This is a genomic window from Mycobacterium simiae (assembly GCF_010727605.1).
Taxonomy (GTDB): Bacteria; Actinomycetota; Actinomycetes; order Mycobacteriales; family Mycobacteriaceae; genus Mycobacterium; species Mycobacterium simiae.
Window position 1 is genome coordinate 4,481,589 of record NZ_AP022568.1, and the last position, 23,262, is coordinate 4,504,850.

Below are 23,262 nucleotides of genomic sequence, written 5' to 3' on the forward strand. Positions count from 1 at the left end.
ACCAACATAACCCGCCTGTCGGTCACCGTCGCATCCGTGCGGCGGGCCACCGCCTACACTCGCTGACGGATCCGGCGGGCCGTTCTTGCGATCGAACGGTCGGCGCGGGAGGTGGGGGCGGCAGCCGCATTGGTTGCCGCTGTGCGGTGCGAGCGCTGCAATTGCGGTGCTGGCCTTTGGGACTGGTTCCCCGAGCGCAGCCGGCCTCCCTGGGGATCGATCTTGACCGGCCAAGGGAGGACAAGCGCATGGCATCCGTCGAAGATCAGGGAGATCCGGCATCGGGTTTCGCAATCATCGGGTACGCAGCGCGCTTCCCGGGGGCTGCCGATGCCGACCAATTCTGGGATGTGCTGCGGGACGGCCGCGATGCAATATCGGAGGTGCCGCGCGACCGCTGGGACGTGGACGAGTTCTTCGATCCGGAACCCGGTGCCCCCGGTAAGGTCGTGACCCGCCGCGCCGGGTTCGTCGACGACGTGACCGGATTCGACGCCCCGTTCTTCGGCATGTCGGCCCGCGAGGTCAGGCTGATGGACCCGCAGCACCGGATCTTGCTGGAAACGGCCTGGCGTGCGGTGGAGCACTCGGGTATCGCGCCAACGGCCCTGGCGAACAGCAACACTGGTGTGTTCGTCGGGCTGGCCACCCACGACTACCTGGGCATGGCCTCCGACGAACTGACCTACCCCGAGATCGAGGCCTATATGGCGATCGGGACGTCGAACGCCGCGGCCGCGGGCCGGATCAGTTATCGACTGGGGCTGCAAGGTCCCGCGGTAGCCGTCGACACGGCATGCAGCTCGTCGCTGGTCGCGATCCATCAGGCATGTCAAGCGCTTCGCTTAAATGAGTGCGATCTGGCCCTGGCGGGCGGCGCGAACGTTCTGCTCACCCCGGCGACCATGATCACTTTCTCCAGCGCACAGATGCTTGCGCCGGACGGCCGATGCAAGACCTTCGATGCGGCCGCGGACGGCTACGTGCGCGGCGAGGGCTGCGGCGTCATCGTGATCAAGCGCCTCGAGGACGCTCTTGCCGACGGTGACCGGATTCGGGCTGTGATCCGCGGCAGCGCGATCAACCAGGACGGCGCGTCGGGCGGATTGACCGTACCGAACGGTGTTGCCCAACAACGGGTCATCGCCGACGCGCTGAAACGCGCCGACATCGAACCCCACCACGTCGGGTATCTCGAAGCCCACGGCACCGGGACGTCGTTGGGCGACCCGATCGAGGCGCAGGCCGCGGGCGCGGTGCTCGGCGCCGGCCGTGAACCCCACCAACCGCTGCTGATCGGCTCGGTGAAGACGAACATCGGGCACCTCGAGGCGGCCGCGGGCATCGCCGGTGTGATCAAGGTCATCCTGGCGCTGGAGAACGAGCTGCTGCCGCGGCATCTGCATTTCCAGAACCCGTCGCCGCACATCCCGTGGGACCGGCTCCCGGTGGAGGTCGTCAAGGAACCGACGCCCTGGGAACGCAATGGCCGTCCCCGCATCGCCGGCGTCAGCTCTTTCGGATTCGCCGGGACGAACGCACACATCATTCTCGAGGAGGCGCCCGAGCCGACGGTCGCCGCTGCGCCGGCCCCGGTCGAGCCGGCAGCCGACCGACGATTCAGCATCCTTGCGCTTTCGGCGCGCACGCCGGGGGCGTTGACACGACTGGCCGACGAGTACCGCGACTGGCTGCGCGCGCATCCGGACGCCACCCTGGCCGACGTGTGCTTCACCGCAGGGGCGGCTCGAGCACACCTGGAGCAGCGTGCCGCGTTGGTGGTCAATTCGCGAGAATCCGCCATCGAGCTGCTCGGCGCGCTCGCCGACGACCGCCCGGCACCGGGTCTGTTCCGCGGCGAGTCTTACGACACGCCGAAGACCGCCTGGCTGTTCACCGGCCAGGGCAGCCAGTACCCGGGCATGGCCCGCGAACTGTTCGACACCGAACCGGTGTTCGCCGAGACGCTGCAGCGGTGCGCCGCCGCCGTGTCCGACATCCTCGAAAAGCCCTTGCTGGACGTCATTTTCGACGTCGACAGCCCGGACAGCGACGCGACGCTGCAGCAGACCTGCTATGCACAGCCCGCGCTGTTCGCGGTGGAGCTGGGCCTGGCGCGACTCTGGCAGTCTTGGGGATTGCAGCCGGACGTGGTGCTGGGCCACAGCGTCGGACAGTATTCGGCCGCTTGCGTCGCAGGTGTGCTCAGCGTGGAGGACGGCGCGGTACTGATGGCCGAACGGGGCCGGCTGTTCGGCAGCCTGCCCGCCGGTGGCCGGATGGTCGCGGTGTTCACTGCCGCCCCGCGGGTCGAGGCGCTGACCGACGAATTCCCCAGCCTGTCCGTCGCCGCCTACAACGGGGCCAACACCGTGTTGTCCGGGCCGGTGGCCGACCTGGAGCGCGCGGTGGCCGGATTGGCGTCCGACGGGGTCCGCTGTGATTGGCTGGACACCAGTCACGCGTTCCACTCGGCGCTGCTGGACCCGATCCTCGATGACTTCGAATCGTGTGCGGGTAAGTTCAACTTCGCTGCGCCGCAACGAATTCTAATCGATAACCGCACCGGAGCGGCGCTGGGCCGCAGTGTGAAGCTGGACGGGGCCTACTGGCGCCGCCACGCCCGTCAGCCGGTGCAATTCGCCAAGAGCGTGCGCACGCTGGCCGAGATGAACTGCAAACTGCTGCTGGAGATCGGCCCCCGCCCGGTGCTGTCCGCCGCGGCCCTGTCGGCGTGGCCGGACCCGGCCACCGCGCCGCGGGTGATCACCTCGCTGCGGCGAAACACCGCCGATCACCGGCAGATCACCGAAGCCGTCGCCGACGCCTACGTGTTGGGACACCTGCCCGATTTCGCGGCCCTGCGCCGGCCCCACGCGCGCAAGCTTGACCTGCCCACCTATCCATTCGAGCGCCGTCAGTACTGGTTCCGCGACGACCGCATGCGTCCCGACCAACCCCAGCACGTGGTCAACGCGGGACCGCGCACCGACACCGTTCGTCTGCTCGAAGACGGACGGATCGAGGAACTCGCCACCCTGCTCGACGCGGCCGGCGACGATCATCAAACCCTGGATGTGCTGAGCAAACTTGCGGCACAGCACAATCAACAACGCACCAGCCGGTCCATCGGAGACGACCGCTACGAGATCCACTGGGAAAAGTCCGCAGCGCCGCTCTTTCGTCCGCATTCCGACGAGCGATCCGACTGGATCGTCGTCGGTGATTCGATGGACGCGATTGCGCCGCTGGTCGAGCTGCTTTCCGCCGGTCACCATCCGCATCGGGTGATCGGGCTGCCGGCCTCCGACGCCGACGAGAAGGCGCTCGTCGAGGAGTTGCGCGCTGCGGCAACGGGGGGCTCGACGCCGCGCATCGTGCACGTCGCCGCCCTGGAGGCCGGGACCACGCCGTCGATGCGGTCACTGTTGCGCATGCAACACCGGATCCTCGGCGGAACCCGACGGCTCTTCCGCGCCGCGCTCGCCGCCGATCTAGGCGGCCCCATCTGGCTGGTGACGCGCGGTGCCCAGCGCGTCACCGATTCGGACCTGGTGGCGCCGCAGCAGAGCAGCCTGTGGGGATTCGGCCGCGCCGCCTCGCTGGAGCTGCCGCAGCTGTGGGGCGGACTGGTCGACCTCGGCGACGGCACCGCGGACGAATGGGCCGCGCTGATCGACCGGATCGGCAGGTCAGACGGCGCGGCCGCCCGGGAAGATCAGCTCGCGCTGCGTGGTACGGCGACCTACGTTCCGCGGTTGGTGCGACGCACCCAGCCGCCGAGCGGGGCGACACTGCAATTACGCAGTGAGGCAACATATTTGGTGACCGGCGGACTGGGCGCAATCGGGTTGGAGATCGCCGGACACCTGGCGGCACACGGCGCCGGGAATGTGGTGCTGACCGGTAGGCGCGAGCCGACCCGGGCCGCGCAACAGCGCATCGCCGTGCTGCGCGAACAGCACGGTTGCCAGATCCGCGTCGTCACCGCCGATGTCGCCGATGCGCACGATGTGGATCGGCTGCTGGCGGGGGTGCAGGCCGAGCTGCCGCCGCTAGCCGGCATCGTCCACGCCGCGGGGGAGATCGGCACCACCCCATTGGCCGCCCTGGACGACGCCGAGATCGATCGCGTCTTCGCCGGCAAGGTCTGGGGTGCCTGGCATTTGAGCGAAGCGGCGGCCGAGTTGAAGCTCGACTTCTTCGTCAGCACGTCCTCGATCGCCTCGGTGTGGGGTGGCTACGGTCAGACGGCCTACAGTGCGGCGAACGCCTTCCTCGATGGGCTGGCCTGGCGGTTGCGTGAGCAGGGCATCCTAGGGGTCAGCGTCAATTTCGGGCCCTGGTCGGCCGGCATGGCGGACGCGGAATCCCGTGCGCGCCTTGAGCAGCGGGGGGTCAAGGCGATGGCGGCGGCCGATGCGCTTGCGGGCCTGGCCGAGGTGGTGGCCGCCGCCGAGCCGGGGCAGGCCCAAGGCGTCGTGGCCCGCATCGACTGGGGCCGGTTCTTGCCGCTCTACCAGCAAGCGGGCCGACGGGCGTTCCTGGCGGAGCTGCAACGCGAGGCCCCCGAAGCGGCGCCCGCCGTGATCGCAACCGGCAAGACGGCACTGGTCGAGCGGCTCGCCAGCGCGCCGGCGCAGCAGCGCAAGAAACTGCTGACCGACTACCTGCGCGATGCGGTCGCGGAGGTCACCCGCGTCGATGCCGACGAAATCCGCGCGGACGCAGGGTTTTTCGATCTTGGTATGGATTCGCTGATGGCGATCGAATTGCGCCGTCGCCTCGAAGAAGGGGTCGGCAAACAGATTCCGGCCACCCTGGCAATGGATCACCCGCGGCTCTCCGACGTGGCCGACTACCTGCTGGGCGAGGTGCTCGAGCTCGACGACCCGGCGGCGGCCAAGGCACGGCCGGAGCCGGCGGCGGCGGTGACGACGCGCACCGACGAACCGATCGCTATCGTCGCGGTCTCGTGTCGCTTCCCGGGCGCACCCGACCCGGAGTCGTTCTGGGAGTTGCTCTCCGGCGGCGTCGACGCGATCCGGGAAGTGCCTGAGGACCGCTTCGACATCGACGAGTTCTATGACCCGGATCCGGATACGCCGGGCAAGACCTACACGCGCTACGGCGGATTCCTGGACGACATCGACGGATTCGATCCCGAATTCTTCGGCATCTCCCCGCGCGAGGCCGTGTGGATCGAGCCGCAGCAGCGGCTCATGCTGGAAATGGTCTGGGAGGGCCTGGAACGCGCCGGCTACTCGCCGGGGGCCTTGCGCGGCAGTCGAACCGGAGTTTTCGTGGGTGTGGCGGCCAACGAGTACGCGCATCTGCTTTCCGGGGAGCCGGTCGACAAGATTGAACCCCACTTCATCACCGGCAATGCGCTCAACGCCATCTCCGGCCGGGTCGCCTTCGCGCTGGGATTCGAAGGTCCGGCGGTGGCCGTCGACACCGCTTGCAGCTCGGCATTGGTGGCCGTCCATCAGGCCTGCCAGGCCCTGCACACCGGTGACTGCGACCTGGCGCTCGCCGGCGGTGTCAACGTCTTGCTCAGCCCGGTGACCGTCATCGCCGCCTCGCGAGCGCGGATGCTATCGCCCGTCGGCCGGTGCAAGACGTTCGACGCCTCGGCTGACGGTTACGTGCGCAGTGAAGGCTGCGGCGTCCTGGTGCTCAAGCGGCTGAGCGACGCCGAGCGCGATGGTGACCGGATCTGCGCGGTGATCCCCAGCAGCGCGGTCAACCAGGACGGGGCATCCAGTGGCTTGACGGTGCCCAACGGCGGTGCCCAGCAACGACTTATCGGGACCGCGCTGGCACGCGCCGGTTTGTCGGGCGGAGAGGTCGACTACCTCGAAGCGCACGGAACGGGTACCCCGTTGGGCGATCCGATCGAGGTGCAGGCGGCCGCGGCCGCCTACGGCACCGCGCGCGACGCCGACCGGCCCCTGCTCATCGGTTCGGTGAAGACCAACATCGGCCACACCGAATCGGCCTCGGGCGCAGCAGGTCTGATCAAAGTCGTGCTATCGCTGCAGCACGAGACGCTGCCGCCCAGCCTGCACTTCGAGCAACCGTCGCCGCACATCCCGTGGGATTCGTTGCCGGTGCGCGTCGTGGACAAGACGACGCCCTGGCGGGCCAACGGAAGGCCACGGCGTGCGGGCGTGAGCTCGTTCGGGTTCACCGGCACCAACGCCCACGTGCTGGTGGAAGAGCCGCCTGCGCGCGGACACCTCGACGGTGAAGTCGCCACCGCGCCTGCACCACACCCGCAGTCGGAGGCCGAGGGCCTCCAGCCGCGGGTGTTGGTGCTGTCCGCGAGGTCGCCCGAAGCGCTGGTGGCGCTGGTGCGGCGTTACCAGGTGTGGCTGAGCGTGCACCCCGAGGTGGATCTCGCCGAGGTGTGCCGCACCGCCGGAACCGGCCGCTCACACTTCGAGCACCGAGCCGCGCTGGTGGTGGATTCGGTCGAGGGGGCGCGCGAAGCCCTGGCCGAGCTGGCCGAAAACCGGCTGCGGCCGGGTGTCGTGCGCGGTGAGCACACTCACCAGCCGACGACGGCGTGGTTGTTCACCGGCCAGGGCAGCCAACACCCCGGGATGGCACGCGAGCTGTTCGACACCGAGCCGGTCTTCGCCGACACCGTGACCCGGTGCGCGGATGCGGTCGCCGACATACTGCCGTACCCGCTGCTGGACGTGCTGTTCGCCGCCGACCGCGGCGGGCCGGAACTCTACCAAGAAACACTGCGGCACACGTCGTTTGCGCAACCGGCCCTGTTCGCTGTGGAGATGGGCCTGGCCCGGTTGTGGCAGTCCTGGGGTATCCAGCCCGATGTGGTGCTGGGGCACAGCGTCGGCCAGTACGCGGCGGCCTGCGTGGCCGGCGTGTTCAGCCTCGAGGATGGGGCGCGACTGATCGCCCGGCGCGGTCAGCTGTTCGGCAGCCTGCCCGAAGGCGGCCGAATGGTGGCAGTGTTCCACGACGCCAAGCACGTCGAGGAAATTGCCGGGGAATTCCCGCGCGTCTCGGTTGCTGCCTACAACGGGCCCAACACGGTGCTCTCCGGACCGGGTGACGATCTGGAACGGGCGGTCGCCCGATTCGAGGACGAGGGGATCCGCTGCACCTGGTTGGACACCAGCCACGCGTTCCACTCGGAGTTGCTGGATCCGATCCTCGATGAATTCGAGTCGTACGCCGCGCAATTGGAGTTCCACACCCCGACGATGCCGCTGGTCTGCAACCGCACCGGTGCGGTGCTGACAGCCCAAACGCCGCTCGACGCGCCGTACTGGCGTCGGCATTCCCGTCAGCCGGTGCAGTTCGCCGAAAGTGTGCGCACGGTGGCAGCGTTGGGCTGCTCGGTGTTGATGGAGATCGGACCACAGCCGGTGTTGACCGGTGCGGCCGTGCAGGTGTGGCCGGAGCACCTCGCCGCGCCGCGGGCGATCGTCTCGCTGCGCAAGGGGGTGAGCGACCGGCGCCAGATCGCCGACGCGCTCGCCGCCGCCTACGTCGGGGGCCTGCGTCCTGATTTCAATGCGCTGCACCATGATTCGCGGAGCAGACTCGAACTGCCCACCTATCCGTTCCAGCGGCGACGCTTTTGGCCGAAGACGACCGGTGTGACGATCGACGGCCCCGCGGCCTCCGGAATTCTGGGCAGCGCCAAGGATCTCGCGTCCGGCGACTCCGTCTACACCAGCCGGTTGTCGGTTAAGTCGCAGCCCTGGCTGTCCGATCACGTCATCTACGGCACCGTCGTGGTGCCCGGCGCGACATACGCGGCGATGGCGCTGGCCGCCTTCGGCGCGCCCGCGCGGGTGAAGGACGTGTTCTTCTACGAGCCCATCATCTTGCCCGAGAAGACTTCTCGGGAGGTGCAGCTGATGCTGCATCCGTTGGCCAATGACGGTGAGTCGAAGTTCCAAGTGCACAGCCGCCCCTATGGTGAGCGCGGCGGCGAATGGTCCCTGAACGCCGAGGGCACCGTGCAGGCCGGGGCCGGCGAGTCCGCGCCCGACGGCGATCCGGTCGACGAAGCGATCGAGCGCCTCGACCGGATGCGTCCGCAGGAGTTGTTCGAGACCTTCGCTGACCTCGAATTGACTTGGGGGCCAACGTGGTCCGGTTCCCTGAAGTCGCTGTGGCTGGGGGAGGGCGAAGCGATCGGCGACATCCTTGTCGGCGAAGAACTCGCCGAGCAACTGGGAACCGAACCGATGCACCCGGTCCTGATGGACCTGTGCACCGGGGTCGCCTTCCCGGCGTTCCCGGCGCTGCTCGCCGCCGAGCAGGGCGTCAACGACCTGTTCCTGCCGCTGCGGTACGGGCAGGTGACGTTGCGGGAGAAGATGCCCCGGCGGTTCTACTGCCGTGCCCGGTGGCACCGCAGCGAATTGAACAGCGAAACCCAGGTCTTCGACCTCGATTTCCTCGATCGGGATGGCCGCCATCTGGGCGGTATCCGCGAATTCACGGTCAAGCGCGCACCGCGTGAGGCGCTGCTGCGCGGCCTGGGTGGTGACACCACCCGGCTGCTCTACACCCTGGGCTGGCACGAGGTAGCGCCGCCGGGCGGTGAGGTCGATGGTGCACCGAGCCCGGCCGGTACCTGGCTGATCGCCGGATTCGACGAACTGGCCGCCGCGGTGCCGGGATGCATCCCGTTCGACCGCAGCGTCAATCCGGAGCCGCTCGGACAAGTGTTGGCACAGGCCGCCGCGGGCGGCCTGCCATTCGCCGGCGTGGTCTGGCGCAGCAGCGGACCGGATACCGACTCCGATGCCGAGGCCGCGCGCCTCGAGGCCGAGGTCGCCCAGCTGCTGGGCGCGGTGCACACGGTGCAAAGTGGTTCGGTGAAACTGCCCGGTGGGCTCTGGATCGTCACCGAGCGTGCGGTGGCCACCGAATCCGGCGAACCGGTCGACCCGGTGCAGGCGGCGTTGTGGGGATTTGGACGGACGGCGATCAACGAGGAACCAGCATTGCGCGCCAAACTCGTCGATTGCGACGGATCGCCGGAGGCCGTGCGGGCGCTGGCCGCCCTGCTGGCCACGCCGATCGACGAACCGGAACTCGCTGTGCGGCAAGGGAAGCTGTTGGCCTCCCGATTGCTGCCGTGGGCGCGCAGCGGGCACCTGGCCGTGCCCCGTTCCGGCGACTATGTGCTGGCGCCCAGCGAGCGGGGTGCGATCGACAACCTGCGACTGACCGAGACCGAGGTGCCGCCACCGGACGAGGGCTATGTGCAGGTCCGGGTGGAGGCTGCTGGCCTCAACTTCCGCGACGTGCTCAACGTGTTGGGCCTCTACCCGGGCGACCCCGGGCCGATCGGCGGGGACTTCGCCGGCACCGTCACCCAATTGGGAAGCGGCGTTACCGGACTCGAGGTGGGCCAGCGGGTCTACGGGTTCATGCAGGGCGCGTTCTCCAGCCGATTCAACGTGCCCGCCCAGCTGCTGGCCCCGATCCCGGACGGGATCAGCGCGGTGGAGGCGGCCACCATCCCGGCCGCCGCCCTGACCGTGCGGCTCGCGTTCGATTGGGCGCAACTCAAGCCGGGCGAGCGGGTGCTCATCCACGCCGCCAGCGGCGGCGTCGGCCTGGCGGCGATCCAGATGGCTCAGCAGTGCGGTGCCACGGTCTACGCCACGGCCAGCACCTTCAAACGCGCGACCCTGCGCAAACTCGGGGTCGAGCACGTCTACGATTCGCGCACAACGGATTACGCCGATCAGATCTTGGCCGACACCGATGGTGCCGGCGTCGACGTGGTGCTCAACAGTTTGACCAATGACGGGTTCCTGGAAGCGACGGTTCGGGCCACCGCGCAAAACGGCCGCTTCGCCGAGATCGCCAAACGCGACATCTGGACGCCGGCGCGGATGGCCGAAGTTCGTCCCGACATCGCCTACGAGATCGTGGCTTTGGATACGGTGACCTTCCAGGAACCCGACCGTATTCGGGCGTTGCTCACCGAGGTGTCGGCGGGCCTGGCCGAGGGCAGCTGGAAGCCGTTACCCGCCGAGATCTATCCGCTGACCGAAGCCAGGGCCGCGTTCCGCCGGATGCAGCAGGCGCGGCACATCGGCAAGATCGTCGTGCAGGTCCCGAATCCGTTGCAGCCGCGGCCGGATCGGAGCTATCTGATCACCGGGGGGCTGGGTGCGATCGGGTTGCACACCGCGTCGTATCTGGCCCAGCTCGGGGCGGGCGACATCGTGTTGACCAGCCGCCGCGCACCGGACCCGGAGGCGCAACGCCGCATCGAGGAGATCGCCGAGCGTTATAAGGCCCGTGTCCATGTCTTCACCGCCGATGTCGGGGCGGAGTCCGATGTGGCCGGGCTGTTGGGGCGCATTCGCGCGGAGTTGCCGCCGCTGGCCGGTGTGGTGCATCTGGCCGGGGTGCTCGATGATGCGTTGCTGTCGCAGCAGCACCTGGATCGATTCCGAGCGACGTTGGTGCCCAAGGCATTCGGCGCCGCCCATTTGGACAGGTTGACCGAGGAGGACGAACTGGACTTCTTCATCGTGTCGTCCTCGGTGTCCAGCTTGTTCGGTTCGCCCGGGCAGTCCAACTATGCCACCGCCAACGCGTTCCTCGACGGTTTGGTGGCGCGGCGTAGGGCGCAAGGTCGGGCCGCCACCGGGGTCAACTTCGGTCCGTGGGCCCAGGGCGGCATGGCTTCCTCGGAGGCCGCAACGGCCAATATCAGTGCGCAGGGCCTGATTCCGCTGGACCCGTCGGCGGCGCTCGGCGCGCTCACCGAGGTCGTCGCCAACGGCACCGGCCAGGCCACCGTGCTCAAGGCCAACTGGCAACGGGCCGCGAAGCTGCTGGGCAATTCGCGTCCGCCGGTGCTCGACCTCGTGCTGCCCAGTGCCGCCGGGGAAGTCGGCGGTGACAGTGAGTTGCTCAAGCAGTTGCAGGAGATCCCCGTGCCGCAGCGCGCGGGGTTCGTCACCGAGTTCCTGCAGCGCGAGGTGCAGAACTTCCTGCGACTGGCGCAACCGCCCGCCGCGAGCAGCCGGTTCCTGGATCTGGGCACGGATTCATTGATGGCGATCGAACTCCGCAACCGGTTGCACAGTCAGTTCGGCGGCGCGTTCACCATCAACGCCACCGCGGTCTTCGACTACCCGACCATCGGCGGGCTCGCCGAATACCTGGTGAGTCAGTTGCCCGACGCGGATTCGGCTCCCGGCGAGCCGGATTCGGCTCCCGAGGCGGATTCGGACCCAAGCGGGGTTTAAGCGAGCGCCGGCTTAGAGCCGGGCCAGATCGTAGTCGCCGAGGTGATCGATCAGGTTGTGCAGGTGATCGCCCGAGGTGCCCAGGGTGTGCTCGATCGCGGTGAGCCGGGCGGCGTAGTGGCTGACCGGGTATTCCGCGGTCACGCCGATGCCGCCGTGCATCTGGATCGACTCCTGGGCAATATGGCGCCCCGACCGCCCGATCTGCAGCTTGGCGCGGGAGGCGATCACCGGATCTAGGTTGCCGTCGGCGATCGACATCGCGGCGTAGAGGTTCATGCTGCGGGCCAGCTCCAGCGACACGTACATGTCGGCGGCACGCTGCGTTAGGGTCTGGAACTTGTTGAGGGTGACGCCGAACTGCTTGCGCGTCTTCAGGTAGTCGGTCGTCAGCCGCAGTGCCTCCTCCATCGCCCCGACGGCCTCGCTGCACAGCGCCGACTGGATGCCGATGATGGCCTCGCCGATGGCCTGCGAGGCGTCGGAGGCGGTGGGGGCCTCACCCAAGGGTTCGGCGGCCGCGCCGTCCAGATCGATCTGTGCGCCCCGCTGCCCGTCGAAGGTCCGGTAGGGATGCCGTCTCACCGCACCCGCGTCCACCAGGAACAGACCGGTGCCGCCGTCCGGCAACGCGGCGCTGACCACCAACGCGTCGGCACAGTCCCCGGCCAGTACTGGGTTCTTGCAACCGGTGAGGGTCCACGAATCACCTTGCCGCGCAGCCTTTGTGGTGACCGTCACCGACGGCTTGCGTTGTCCGGGCTCGGAATGGGCGAAGGCCAGCAGGCGCTGGCCGGCGGCGACCTCGTCGAGCTGCAGCTTCTGCGCATCGCTGCCCAGCTGGGCGATCAGCGCGCCCGGCGCCAGCGCGGCGTGCAGGATCGGTTCCGGGGCCAGCCGGCGCCCGACTTCGGTGAGCACCACCATGATCTCGATCTGGCCCGCCTCCTCGGGCTCGAAGCCCAGACCGAGAATCCCGGTGTCGGCCAATTGACTCCACACCTCGCGGCTCCAGCCGAGGTCGGAGCCGATGACCTTGATGCGGCTCTCCGGGTCGTAGGAGCGTGCCAGCAGGTCGCGGGTGGTGTCGCGCAGCAGGCTCTGCTCGTCGGTCAACTGAAAGTCCATGGCTGCCTCACAATCCCAGAATCGTCGACGCGATGATGTTGCGCTGCACCTCGCTGCTGCCGCCGTAGATCGACGTCTTGCGGTAGTTGAGGTAATGCGGCGCACTGTGTTGCGCCCAGTCCGGCGACGCAATGCCGTCCCCATCCGCGGGTAGTGCGTCCGGGCCGGCTACCTCGACCAGCAGTTCGGTGGCCACCTGCTGCAACTGACTGCCGCGCAACTTGAGCACCGACGAGGCCGGGTTGGGCTGTCCGTTCGCGGAGTCGGTGACCACCCGCGACTGCGTGAGTTCCAATGCCAGCAGCTCGTTTTCGGCTTCGGCCAGCCGAGCCGCGAACAGCGGGTCGGTCAGCACCCCGGTTGCGGCGGCGTGCTTCTTCACCTCGGCTAGGCGCACCTTGGTCCGGCCCACCCCGGCGATGCCGGTGCGCTCGTTGCCCAACAGGAACTTCGCGTACGTCCAGCCCTTGTTTTCTTCTCCGACAAGCTGATTGGCGGGTACCCGGACGTCTTCGAAAAAGACCTCGTTGACCTCGTGGCCGCCGTCGATCGTCTTGATGGGCCGCAGCGTGACCCCCGGTGAGTTCATCTCGAACAACAGGAACGAGATGCCGGCCTGACGTTTGGGCGCCTGCGGGTCGGTGCGCACCAGACAGAAGATCCAGTCCGCGTACTGACCGAGGGTGGTCCAGGTCTTTTGGCCGTTGACGACGTAGCTGTCGCCGTCGCGCACCGCGGTGGTGCGCAGCGAGGCCAGGTCCGAACCGGCTTCCGGCTCCGAAAAGCCCTGGCACCACCAGATGTCGAGGCTGGCCGTTGGCGGCAGGAAGCGCTGTTTGACTTCCTCCGAACCGAATTCGGCGATCACCGGGCCGACCATCTTGGTGTTGAAATTCAGCGGCTCGGGGACACACGCGAGTTGCATCTCGTCCGCCCAGATCTGTTGCTGGGTCGGCGTCCATTCCTTGCCGCCCCACTCCACCGGCCAGTTCGGGACCGCCAGACCGTGTTCGTGCAGGATCTTGTGGCTGGCGACGATGTCGTCGTGGTTTACTTCCGCCGAGCCCTTACGCACCCGATCGCGGATCTCCTGCGGAATCTTGGTGGTGTAAATGGTGCGGAGTTCGTCGCGGAACGCGGCTTCCTCCGGCGTAAGCGCGAGTTGCATGCAGCCTCCTATGCCTGGCGATGAGCGTCGGTGACCGATGGCCACGATTGCTGGACGGCTGTCGCGTCGGTGCGTACGCTCCGAGGTCCATCTTGACCCATGCGTTGCTGCGCTCGTGCACAGCCTCCGATTAATCCACAGCGGGCCGGCACGGGACCGTCCGCCGGGGCGGTGCTGGCGGTCCGCGCACCTACCGTCGGCCCATGCGCACAGAACTGCCCGCCGAGCGGCTGCAGCGCCGCCTCGGCGCCGACCCCGATCCCGATTCACCCGCCGAAGGTTCGGATGCCGAGCCGGACCCGGCGGACGAGGATCAGAATTCGTTACTGCCGCGCTGGCTTCCGGACGCCACGCCCGATCAGGGTTGGCTGGCCCGGTTACGCGCCGACCCGGGTCGGGCGGGCGCGATTGCCTTGGCGGTGGTGGCCGCGCTGGCAGTACTGATCACCGTCTTCACCCTGATGCGCGACCAGCCGGCGCCGGTGATGTCGGCCAAGCTGCCGCCGGTGCAGAAGGCATCCACGGCCGGCCCCGCTTCCCCGGGGAGCCCCGCCGTCGCGACCCCGGCCGGCCCGGATCGACCGGTCGTGGTCAGCGTGGTGGGGCTGGTGCACAAGCCCGGCCTGGTCACGCTGACGCCAGGGGCGCGCATCGCCGATGCGCTGCAGGCGGCCGGGGGCGCGATGGATGGCGCCGACACCATCGGGCTGAACATGGCCCGCCCGCTCACCGACGGTGAGCAGATCGTGGTGGGGTTGGCACCGGTGCCGGGTAAGCCAGCGGCGCTGGGCAGTTCCGTGGCCGCCGGCGCGGCTCCAGCTCCCGCTGCACCGGCACCGGTCTCCGGGTCCGCCCGGCCGAAACCGGGCGGGGTGCTCGACCTCAACACCGCCACCGTGGAACAGCTGGACGCTCTGCCCGGGGTCGGGCCGGTCACCGCCGCCGCGATCGTGGCCTGGCGGCAGTCGAACGGCAAATTCACCAGCGTCGACCAACTTGCCGACGTCGATGGGATCGGGCCCGCGCGGCTGGACAAGTTGCGTGCCCTGGTCCGCGTCTGACGCTGCCGGCCCACCCGCCTACCTCGATGTCCGCTTGGTGCCCGCCGCCCTGACCGGGTGGATCGTCACCGCCGCCGGCATCGAGTGGCCGGTCGGGCGCGTCCTGGCCTGGTGCGGTGTGGCGCTGCTCGGGGCGGCCGGACTGCTGGCCTGCTGCACATTGCGGCAGCGGGCGTTGGGTGCCGGGATGGCGGCGGTGGGCGTGGTCGGCGCCGGCTTCGGGTTCGCGATCGCGCTGCGTGCCGAGGCGGTGGCGCACCACCGGATCGTCGCGGAGTTCGGGACCGTCGCCCCGGTCACGGTGACGCCCAGCGAGAGCCCGTTGCCGTTGGGCCGCGACCGACTGATGTTCCGGGCGACCTTGCAGCGCCTCCGCGACGACCAGACATCCGGCCGGGTGACCGTTTTCGCGCGGGCTTCCGACTTCGACGTCATGGTCGGTCAACCGCTGCGGTTTTCCGCCCACATCGGCAGGCCTGGTCGCCATGACCTGACGGTCGCGGTGCTCAACGCGTCGGGCCGGCCGACCACCGGCCGGGCGGGGCCGGTGCACCGAGCCGCGCAGGCGGTGCGCGCCCGGTTTGCCGCCGCCGCACGCGAGGCGCTGCCCAGCGGGCAAGCCGCGATGCTGCCGGCGCTGGTGCTGGGCGACACATCCGCGGTGAGCACCGATACCGGCCGAGAATTCCGTGCGGCGGGCATGACACACCTGACGGCCGTCTCCGGTGCCAACGTCACCATTGTGTGCGGGGCCGTACTGTTGTCCGCCCGGCTGGTCGGCCCGCGGGCGGCGGTGCTGCTCGCCGGCGTTGCGCTGCTGGCGTTGGTGATCGTGGTGCAGCCGACCGCGAGTGTGTTGCGGGCGGCCGTCATGGGGGCCATCGTGCTGCTCGGGATGCTGTCGTCGCGTCGCCGGCAAGCGATTCCGGCGCTTTCCGCGGCGGTACTGATCCTGGTCGCGATCGCCCCGCAGCTCGCGGTCGATGCGGGCTTCGCCCTGTCGGTGCTGGCGACGGCGGCGTTGGTGGTCCTCGCGCCGCCCTGGTCGCGACGCCTGGTCGCCCGGGGCTGCCCCAAACTGCTGGCAGACGCGGTGGCCGTCGCTGTTGCCGCACAGCTGGTGACCGCTCCACTGGTCGCCGGCATCTCCGGCCAGGTCAGCCTGGTGTCGGTGGCGGCAAACCTGGCCGCGGCGCCCGTCATCGCGCCGATCACCGTGCTGGGCAGTGCTGCCGCCACGCTGTGCCTGCCCTGGCCGTCCGGCGCACAACTGCTGGTCCGGTTCACCGGCCCGGAGCTGTGGTGGGTGTTGCAGGTGGCGCACGCCGCGGCCGGGCTGCCCGCGGCGACCGTGCCGGTACCCGACGGGGTGGCCGGCGTGCTGTTGGTCGGTTGCGGCACCGCGTTGCTGCTGGTGCTGAGCGTGCGGCTGTGGCGGCGAGCCTGGTTTCGCGTGGCGGCCCGCGCGGCCGGGGTGACGGCGGCGGTGTGCGTGCTGGCCTGGTCGCTGTCGGCGCTGCTGGATCCGCGGCCGAATTGGTCAGCCCTTCGTGACACCATCGTGGGGTGAGCCGGGATTCGTCGTTGCATTTGGTGTTGGGGGACGAGGATCTGCTGGTTGAACGAGCGGTGGCACAGGTGTTGCGGGACGCCCGGGCCCGCGCCGGCACCTCCGAGAACCTTGACATTCCGGTGAACCGGATCCGGGCCGGCGACGTCGGCACCTACGAGCTCGCCGAACTGCTGAGCCCGTCACTGTTCGCCGAGGAACGCGTCGTGGTGCTGGAGTCCGCCGCCGAGGCCGGCAAGGACGCAGTCGCGATGATCGCGGCCGCTGCCGCCGATCTGCCCCCGGCCACGGTGCTGGTGGTGATTCACTCGGGCGGCGGGCGAGCCAAGGCGCTGGCCGATCAGTTGAAGTCGCTGGGCGCCGAAGTCCATCCGTGTGCGCGGATCACCAAGGCCAGCGAACGCGTCGACTTCGTTCGCAAGGAGTTCCGTGCGCTGCGGGTCAAGGTGGACGAGGACACCGTGACGGCCCTGCTGGACGCCGTCGGCTCCGACGTGCGAGAGCTCGCGTCGGCGTGCTCGCAGCTGGTCGCCGACACCGGCGGGGCGGTCGACGAGGCGGCGGTGCGCCGCTATCACAGCGGAAAAGCCGAGGTGAAGGGCTTCGATATCGCGGACAAGGCCGTCGCCGGGGATGTCGCCGGCGCAGCGGAGGCGCTGCGGTGGGCGATGATGCGCGGCGAGCCGCTGGTCGTGCTGGCCGACGCGCTGGCCGAGGCCATTCACACCATCGGCCGGGTGGGGCCGCTCTCGGGCGATCCGTACCGCCTGGCCGGTCAGCTGGGGATGCCGCCGTGGCGGGTGCAGAAGGCGCAAAAGCAGGCTCGGCGCTGGTCTCGCGACAGCGTGGCGACGGCGATGAAAGTCGTGGCGGAACTCAACGCCAACGTCAAAGGAGCCGCGGCCGACGCCGACTACGCGCTGGAATCCGCGGTGCGCAAGGTGGCCGAACTGGTGGCCGACCGGGGTCGATAGGCAGCGAGGTGGCCGGAGCTCAGATCTTGTTCAGCGAGCGTGCCAGCGCCGACTTCTTGTTGGCCGCCTGGTTCTTGTGGATGACGCCCTTGCTGGCCGCCTTGTCCAGCTTGCGGCTGGTCGACAACAGCAACTCCGAGGCCTTTTCCTTGTCGCCGGCGGCCGCAGCCTCGCGGAACGCGCGCACGGCGGTACGCAGCGAAGACTTCACCGACTTGTTGCGCAGCCGGGCGCGCTCGTTGGTCTTGATGCGCTTTTGCTGCGACTTGATGTTGGCCACGCGGAAATTTCCTTCGTCGGTTCGGTATTTGCGGTGTTCGTTTCGGGGGGCGCCCCACACCCGATTGCGACTGCTCAGGTTAGCAGTCGGTTACGTTTTCTCCCAAAACGGGAACTCCCGGCCTGCCATAACGTCAATTAGGGCAGCATCCTAAAAGTGAGTCTTCCGAACCAGGTTGAGCAAGCCAGGCGCGGGTCGCGCGGCGCTGCCCGCAAGCTGGCGCGGTCCGAGCGCATCTTCGGCGGCTACAACACCTCCGACGTGTATGCGCTGGCATTCGATGAGATGTTCGACAGTCAGGGCAACGTCCGGGGCCCCTACAAGGGCATCTATGCCGAGCTCGCGCCGGCGGACGCCGCCGACCTACGAGCCCGCGCCGAAGCCCTGGCCCGTGCGTTCATCGACCAGGGCATCACCTTCTCCCTGTCGGGCCAAGAGCGGCCATTCCCGCTGGACCTCGTGCCCCGGGTGCTGTCCGCCGCGGAATGGAATCGGCTAGAGCGTGGCATCGTGCAACGCGTCAAAGCGCTCGAGATGTACCTCGACGACATCTACGGCGACCAGGAGATCCTCGCCGATGGCGTGATCCCGCGGCGGCTGGTCACCTCCTGCGAGCATTTTCATCGCCAGGCGGTAGGCATCGTGCCACCAAACGGCGTGCGCATCCACGTCGCGGGCATTGACCTGATTCGCGACGAGAAGGGCACCTGGCGGGTCCTCGAGGACAACCTGCGCTCACCCTCGGGCGTGTCATACGTCATGGAGAACCGCCGCACCATGGCGCGGGTCTTTCCGAACCTGTTCGCCACCCACCGAGTGCGCGCGGTCGACGACTACTCCTCGCACCTGCTGCGAGCGCTGCGCAACTCCGCGGCCACCAACGAGGCCGACCCGACGGTAGTGGTGCTGACCCCTGGCGTCTACAACTCCGCGTACTTCGAGCACTCGCTGCTCGCCCGGCAGATGGGCGTCGAACTGGTCGAGGGCCGCGATCTGTTCTGCCGCGATAACCAGGTGTACATGCGCACCACCGAGGGAGAGCGGCAGGTCGACGTCATTTACCGGCGCATCGACGACGTCTTCCTCGATCCGCTGCAGTTCCGCGCCGACTCGGTGCTCGGGGTGGCCGGTTTGGTCAACGCCGCCCGCGCCGGCAACGTCGTGATCTCCAGCGCGATCGGAAACGGGGTCGGCGACGACAAGCTTGTCTACACCTATGTCCCGACCATGATCGAGTACTACCTGGGCGAAAAGCCGCTACTGGCCAACGTGGACACGTACCGGTGCTGGCTGGATGACGAACGCGAGGAAGTGCTCGACCGGCTGCGTGAACTGGTCATCAAGCCGGTCGAGGGTTCCGGCGGCTACGGCATCGTGTTCGGGCCGGAGGCCTCCGAGAAAGAACTCGCGGGCGTGAGCAAGAAGATTCGCGAGGATCCTCGCAGCTGGATCGCCCAGCCGATGATGGAACTGTCGACCGTGCCCACCCAGATCGACAACACACTGGGCCCACGCTACGTCGACCTGCGGCCGTTCGCCGTCAACGACGGTGACGAGGTGTGGGTGCTGCCCGGCGGGCTGACCCGGGTCGCCCTGGTCGAAGGTTCGCGGGTAGTCAACTCCAGCCAGGGCGGTGGCTCCAAGGACACCTGGGTGCTGGCGCCGCGTGCGTCGACCGCCCATCGCGAGCTGGGGGCCGCCGAGTTGATGCGCTCGCTGCCGGACTCCATGGCGGACTCCGAGCCCGACGACTCACCGTCTTCCCACCAGCAGTCGGTACCGGCCGAACCGCTGCAGGGCGGCCCGCCACCGAAGAGGCAAAAACAGCAGCAGCAACAACAACAGAGGACGGTCCGCTGATGTTGGCTCGAAACGCCGAGGCGCTCTACTGGATCGGCCGTTACGTGGAACGTGCCGACGACACCGCGCGGATTCTGGATGTGGCGCTGCACCAGTTGCTCGAGGACTCCAGCGTGGATCCCGACCAAGCATCGCGGCTGCTGCTGCGGGTTTTGGGCATCGAGCCGCCCAAGCACGATCTGGATGTCTGGTCATTGACCGACCTGGTGGCCTACCGAAAAGACAACCAGGGCGGCAGCTCGATCGTCGACGCGATCACCGCGGCGCGGGAAAACGCCAAGTCCGCCCGGGAAGTCACATCCAGCGAAATCTGGGAATGTCTGAATACCACCTACCACGCCTTACCGGAGCGCGAGCGGGCCGCCAAACGCCTTGGGCCACATGAGTTTCTGTCATTCATCGAAGGGCGGGCGGCAATGTTCGCCGGTCTGGCCGACTCGACACTCTCGCGCGACGACGGCTACCGCTTCATGGTGTTGGGCCGGGCGATCGAACGCGTCGACATGACGGTGCGGTTGCTGCTGTCCCGAGTGGGGGACAGCGCCTCTTCGCCGGCATGGGTGACGCTGTTGCGCTCGGCCGGTGCCCACGACACGTATCTGCGCACCTATCGCGGGGTGCTGGACGCCGGCCGCGTGGTCGAGTTCATGATGTTGGACCGGTTGTTCCCGCGCTCGGTCTTCTACTCGCTCAAGCTCGCCGAGCACAGCATCGAAGAGTTGGTCCGCAATCCGCAGAGCCGGGTGGGTGCCACCGCCGAAGCGCAGCGCCTGCTCGGCCAGGCCCGCAGCGAACTGGAATTCCTGCCGCCCGGAGTGCTCCTGGACACGCTGGAGACTCGGCTCGCCGGTCTGCAGACCACCTGTCGCGATGTCGGAGATGCGTTGTCGTTGCAGTACTTTCACGTCACTCCGTGGGTGGCATGGTCGGATGCCGGACATAGTCTCGTGGCCCGGAACGGGGATGTCTGATGTGGCGGTTGCGCGTGGTGCACACCACCGGATTCGCCTACGAAGCACCGGTGACCGCTTCGTACAACGAGGCGCGGCTGACCCCGGGCTCCGACACGCGGCAAAACGTCATCCTCAACCGCGTGGAGACCATTCCGGCCACCCGGACCTACCGCTACATCGACTACTGGGGTACCGCGGTCACGGCGTTCGACTTGCATGCGCCGCACACCGACCTGACCGTGACGTCCTCGTCGGTGGTCGAGACCGAGCAGCCGGAGCCGGCCGCCAAGGATGTCACGTGGAGCGACCTGCAATCCCCGGCGGTGATCGATCGCTTCGACGAATTGCTGCAACCCACCAACTACACGCCGGTCGCCAAGCGGTTGCGCGCCGTCGGTAAGAAGATCAGCAAAAGCGAGGAGCCGCAGGAGGCGGTGATCGCCGCGGCCAAGTGGGTACACGGCGAGCTGGACTACCTGCCCGGGACCACAGGCGTGCAGTCGTCTGGATTGGACGCGCTCAAGGCGGGTAAAGGGGTGTGTCAGGACTTCGTCCACCTGACCTTGATGTTGTTGCGCGACATGGGGATTCCGTCGCGGTACGTCTCGGGCTATCTGCACCCGAACCGGGATGCTGTGATCGGGGTGACGGCGGACGGACGAAGCCACGCCTGGATTCAGGCCTGGACCGGGGGCTGGTGGAACTACGACCCCACCAACGACACCGAGATCACCGAGCAGTACGTCAGCGTGGGCGTCGGACGTGACTACACCGACGTATCGCCGCTGAAGGGCATCTATTCAGGACAGGGCGCCACCGATCTCGACGTGGTCGTCGAGGTCACCCGGCTGGCCTAGCTAGGGTCGCGGCGCAATTTCAACCCGGTGCAAGTCGTCACCGAGCTCGATCCGGCCGCCGAATTGCGAGGCCGCCAGCGTTCGCCACTGTTCTTCCTGGCCAGGCACCAGCGCCGGCACGTAGTGGGTCATGACCAAGGTGCCGACCCCGGCACGGGCCGCGGTGGCCGCGGCCTCTTCGACCGAGGAGTGATAGTCACAAATGTCCTGCATCCGCTGCTGCGGGATCTGCGCGACGATGTCCTTGCGAATTACGGTGTGCACCAAAGCATCCGCCCCGGCGGCGAGCGCATCCAGGCCCGCGCACGGCACGGTGTCCCCGGCCAGCACCACCGCGACGCCCCCGGCCTCGATCCGGAAGCCGATGGTCGGGGCCACCGGCCGGTGATCGGTGGGGCCGACCCGAATCGACACCCCGTCGCGATCCCACACCGGGCCCTCGATGTGCTCGTGCACCTCGACCGACGGTGGCGTGTTCAGGTCATCGTGGTGGGCGATCCGGTAACCGATGTCGTGGTCGAAGGCCTTGAGCATGGCCTCCACCGTCTCCGCGGTACCGGGCGGGCCGATGATCGGAAACGGCGCCGGATTGGGTGTGAACGTGGTGATCCAGCGCGTGATGAGCAGGTCGCCGAGTTCGGCGATGTGGTCGCTGTGCAGATGGGTGAGGAGCAGCGCCGACAGTCCGGCGGCGCCGACACCGACGGCCGCCGAGCGTTGCAACACCCCGCGTCCGCAATCCACCAGGAATGCCTGTCCGCCGGCGCGCACCAGCGACGCCGGCCCCGCACGGTTCGGATCGGGAATGGGACTTCCGGTGCCCAGCAAGGTGATCTCAATCATGGACCGATCCTTCAAGACCGCCGCGCGTGGCGGGGCCCAATCGAACGAACTTGCCCCGGCGGGTTTCCCCCTGGTGGTGCCGGGGTGCCGGGTGCTGATCGGCTGCCGGTTGCCGTGTTGGCTTTCCCGCCGCGCGACTTAGCCGTAGCCTGGTGTGAGGCAGATCACGACCAGCGGGAGGCTTGATGCGGATCGCGGACGTTTTGCGAAACAAGGGCGCGGCGGTGGTGACGATCCATCCCGAGGCGACGGTCCGGGAACTTCTCGCGGGCCTCGCCGAGCAAAACATCGGTGCCATGGTGGTGGTCGGCGACGAGGGGGTGGTCGGCATTGTGTCCGAGCGCGATGTCGTCCGCCAGCTGCACACGCACGGCGCCAGCGTGCTTTCCCGCCCGATTTCCACGGTCATGACCGCGACCGTCGCCACCTGCACGAAGGCTGACACCGTCGACGCGATCAGCGTCCTGATGACCAAGAATCGGGTGCGCCACGTCCCGGTGCTGGACGGCAAGAAGCTGATCGGGATCGTCAGCATCGGCGATGTGGTGAAGACGCGCATGGAAGAACTCGAAGCCGAACAGCAACAACTGCAGTCCTACATCACGCAGGGCTGACCGGGCCCTCGCCCCGCTCGCCACACGCCGGGCGACAAGACCGGCAAGACGGGTCAGCTCCAGGCGTAGTCGGCGCGCAGCCGGGCTGCTACGACCTCGAAGACCTCGCGTTCCAGAATGGCGCCCTCGCGGCGAATACCTTCCTCGGGCACATCGAGCACCCGATCTAGCCGCACCCAGCTCTCCCGGCCCTCGTAATCCCAGGCGCCGGTGCCGATCCCGATCCAATCCGCGTCGGAGGCGTGCCGCTCCTGGCTGGACAGCATCAGCCCGAGCAGGATGCTGCGGTCGCGACCCACGACGAGGACCGGGCGGTCCTTGCCGCGGGTGGGATCGTCCTCGTAGGCCACCCAGGTCCAGACGATTTCGCCGGGATCGGCCCGGCCGTCGAGGTCGGGTGCGTAGACCACTTTCCGGGCGCGCTGCGTGGTTGGGAAGCTGGTGCTCGTCACCGGACGGCCCGCGGTGATCGCCGGCGGCGACTCGGAGCCGGAACCCATCGCGTTCGCGGTGATCTTGACGACTTCCTCGATTTCGCGCATCACCGCGTGGGCGGTCTGCACGTGCTGAATCAACCGCGGAACACCGTAAACAACCGCGTTTTGCGCGAACCGCTGGAACGTTCTCCACTGAGATTTCCGGGGAGACGCCATAGTCGCAGCATAGACGTCGGCATAGCGCCGC

Annotated in this window: 13 protein-coding genes; 8 read left to right on the top strand and 5 right to left on the bottom strand. The window is 68.3% G+C overall.

From position 1 onward, the window contains the following. The first annotated feature begins 248 nt into the window (after nt 1–248). Nucleotides 249–11,270, top strand: coding sequence for a type I polyketide synthase (locus G6N33_RS20980; RefSeq protein WP_101528158.1), 11,022 nt, complete (start codon nt 249–251; stop codon nt 11,268–11,270). Nucleotides 11,271–11,282: 12 nt separating this feature from the next. Here G6N33_RS20980 and G6N33_RS20985 read toward each other — a convergent pair whose 3' ends face one another. Both G6N33_RS20985 and G6N33_RS20990 read right to left on the bottom strand, forming a co-directional pair. Beyond that, entirely contained in the window at nt 11,283–12,398 is a 1,116-nt protein-coding gene (locus G6N33_RS20985) for an acyl-CoA dehydrogenase family protein (RefSeq protein WP_044507024.1), read from the bottom strand. A 7-nt stretch (nt 12,399–12,405) separates the two neighbouring features. Further along, nucleotides 12,406–13,566 carry an acyl-CoA dehydrogenase family protein gene (locus G6N33_RS20990; RefSeq protein ID WP_044507022.1) on the bottom strand — a complete coding sequence of 387 codons (1,161 nt, stop codon included), beginning with the start codon at nt 13,564–13,566 and terminating at the stop codon, nt 12,406–12,408. A 203-nt stretch (nt 13,567–13,769) separates the two neighbouring features. On the opposite strand from G6N33_RS20990, the gene G6N33_RS20995 reads away from it, so the two are divergent. Genes G6N33_RS20995 through holA form a run of 3 tightly spaced genes read left to right on the top strand, consistent with a single transcriptional unit; the run spans nt 13,770 to nt 17,171 of the window. Further along, on the top strand, nt 13,770–14,627 hold the full coding sequence (locus G6N33_RS20995) for a ComEA family DNA-binding protein (RefSeq protein ID WP_101528159.1): 858 nt from the start codon (nt 13,770–13,772) through the stop codon (nt 14,625–14,627). Next, a complete protein-coding gene (locus tag G6N33_RS21000) occupies nt 14,608–16,197 on the top strand; it encodes a ComEC/Rec2 family competence protein (protein WP_232069440.1) in 1,590 nt (529 codons plus the stop codon). The genes G6N33_RS20995 and G6N33_RS21000 overlap by 20 nt, the downstream gene beginning before the upstream one ends. Nucleotides 16,198–16,211: 14 nt before the next feature. Next, nucleotides 16,212–17,171, top strand: a complete 960-nt coding sequence (holA, locus tag G6N33_RS21005) for a DNA polymerase III subunit delta (RefSeq protein WP_101528179.1) — start codon at nt 16,212–16,214, stop codon at nt 17,169–17,171. A 19-nt stretch (nt 17,172–17,190) separates the two neighbouring features. Here the strand turns inward: holA and rpsT are convergent, their stop codons facing one another. Beyond that, on the bottom strand, nt 17,191–17,451 hold the full coding sequence (rpsT, locus tag G6N33_RS21010) for a 30S ribosomal protein S20 (protein ID WP_044512099.1): 261 nt from the start codon (nt 17,449–17,451) through the stop codon (nt 17,191–17,193). Between the two features lie 147 nt (nt 17,452–17,598). Between rpsT and G6N33_RS21015 the strand changes: the two genes are divergently transcribed. The 3 genes from G6N33_RS21015 to G6N33_RS21025 are packed head-to-tail and all read left to right on the top strand — an operon-like array spanning nt 17,599 to nt 21,121. After that, nucleotides 17,599–19,311 (top strand): circularly permuted type 2 ATP-grasp protein, encoded by a 1,713-nt coding sequence (locus G6N33_RS21015; protein ID WP_044507018.1) that lies wholly within the window; start codon nt 17,599–17,601, stop codon nt 19,309–19,311. Beyond that, complete coding sequence (locus tag G6N33_RS21020; protein ID WP_044507016.1) at nt 19,311–20,282, top strand: alpha-E domain-containing protein; 972 nt, start codon at nt 19,311–19,313, stop codon at nt 20,280–20,282. Before G6N33_RS21015 ends, G6N33_RS21020 begins: the two co-directional genes overlap by 1 nt. Beyond that, entirely contained in the window at nt 20,282–21,121 is an 840-nt protein-coding gene (locus G6N33_RS21025; protein WP_044507015.1) for a transglutaminase family protein, read from the top strand. The genes G6N33_RS21020 and G6N33_RS21025 overlap by 1 nt, the downstream gene beginning before the upstream one ends. Here G6N33_RS21025 and G6N33_RS21030 read toward each other — a convergent pair whose 3' ends face one another. Continuing rightward, a complete protein-coding gene (locus tag G6N33_RS21030; protein WP_044512098.1) occupies nt 21,122–21,964 on the bottom strand; it encodes a ribonuclease Z in 843 nt (280 codons plus the stop codon). A gap of 185 nt (nt 21,965–22,149) precedes the next feature. On the opposite strand from G6N33_RS21030, the gene G6N33_RS21035 reads away from it, so the two are divergent. Beyond that, nucleotides 22,150–22,578, top strand: coding sequence for a CBS domain-containing protein (locus tag G6N33_RS21035; RefSeq protein WP_044507013.1), 429 nt, complete (start codon nt 22,150–22,152; stop codon nt 22,576–22,578). Between the two features lie 53 nt (nt 22,579–22,631). On the opposite strand, the gene G6N33_RS21040 is transcribed toward G6N33_RS21035, so the two are convergent. After that, nucleotides 22,632–23,231, bottom strand: coding sequence for a type II toxin-antitoxin system PemK/MazF family toxin (locus G6N33_RS21040; protein WP_044507011.1), 600 nt, complete (start codon nt 23,229–23,231; stop codon nt 22,632–22,634). Nucleotides 23,232–23,262 lie beyond the last annotated feature (31 nt).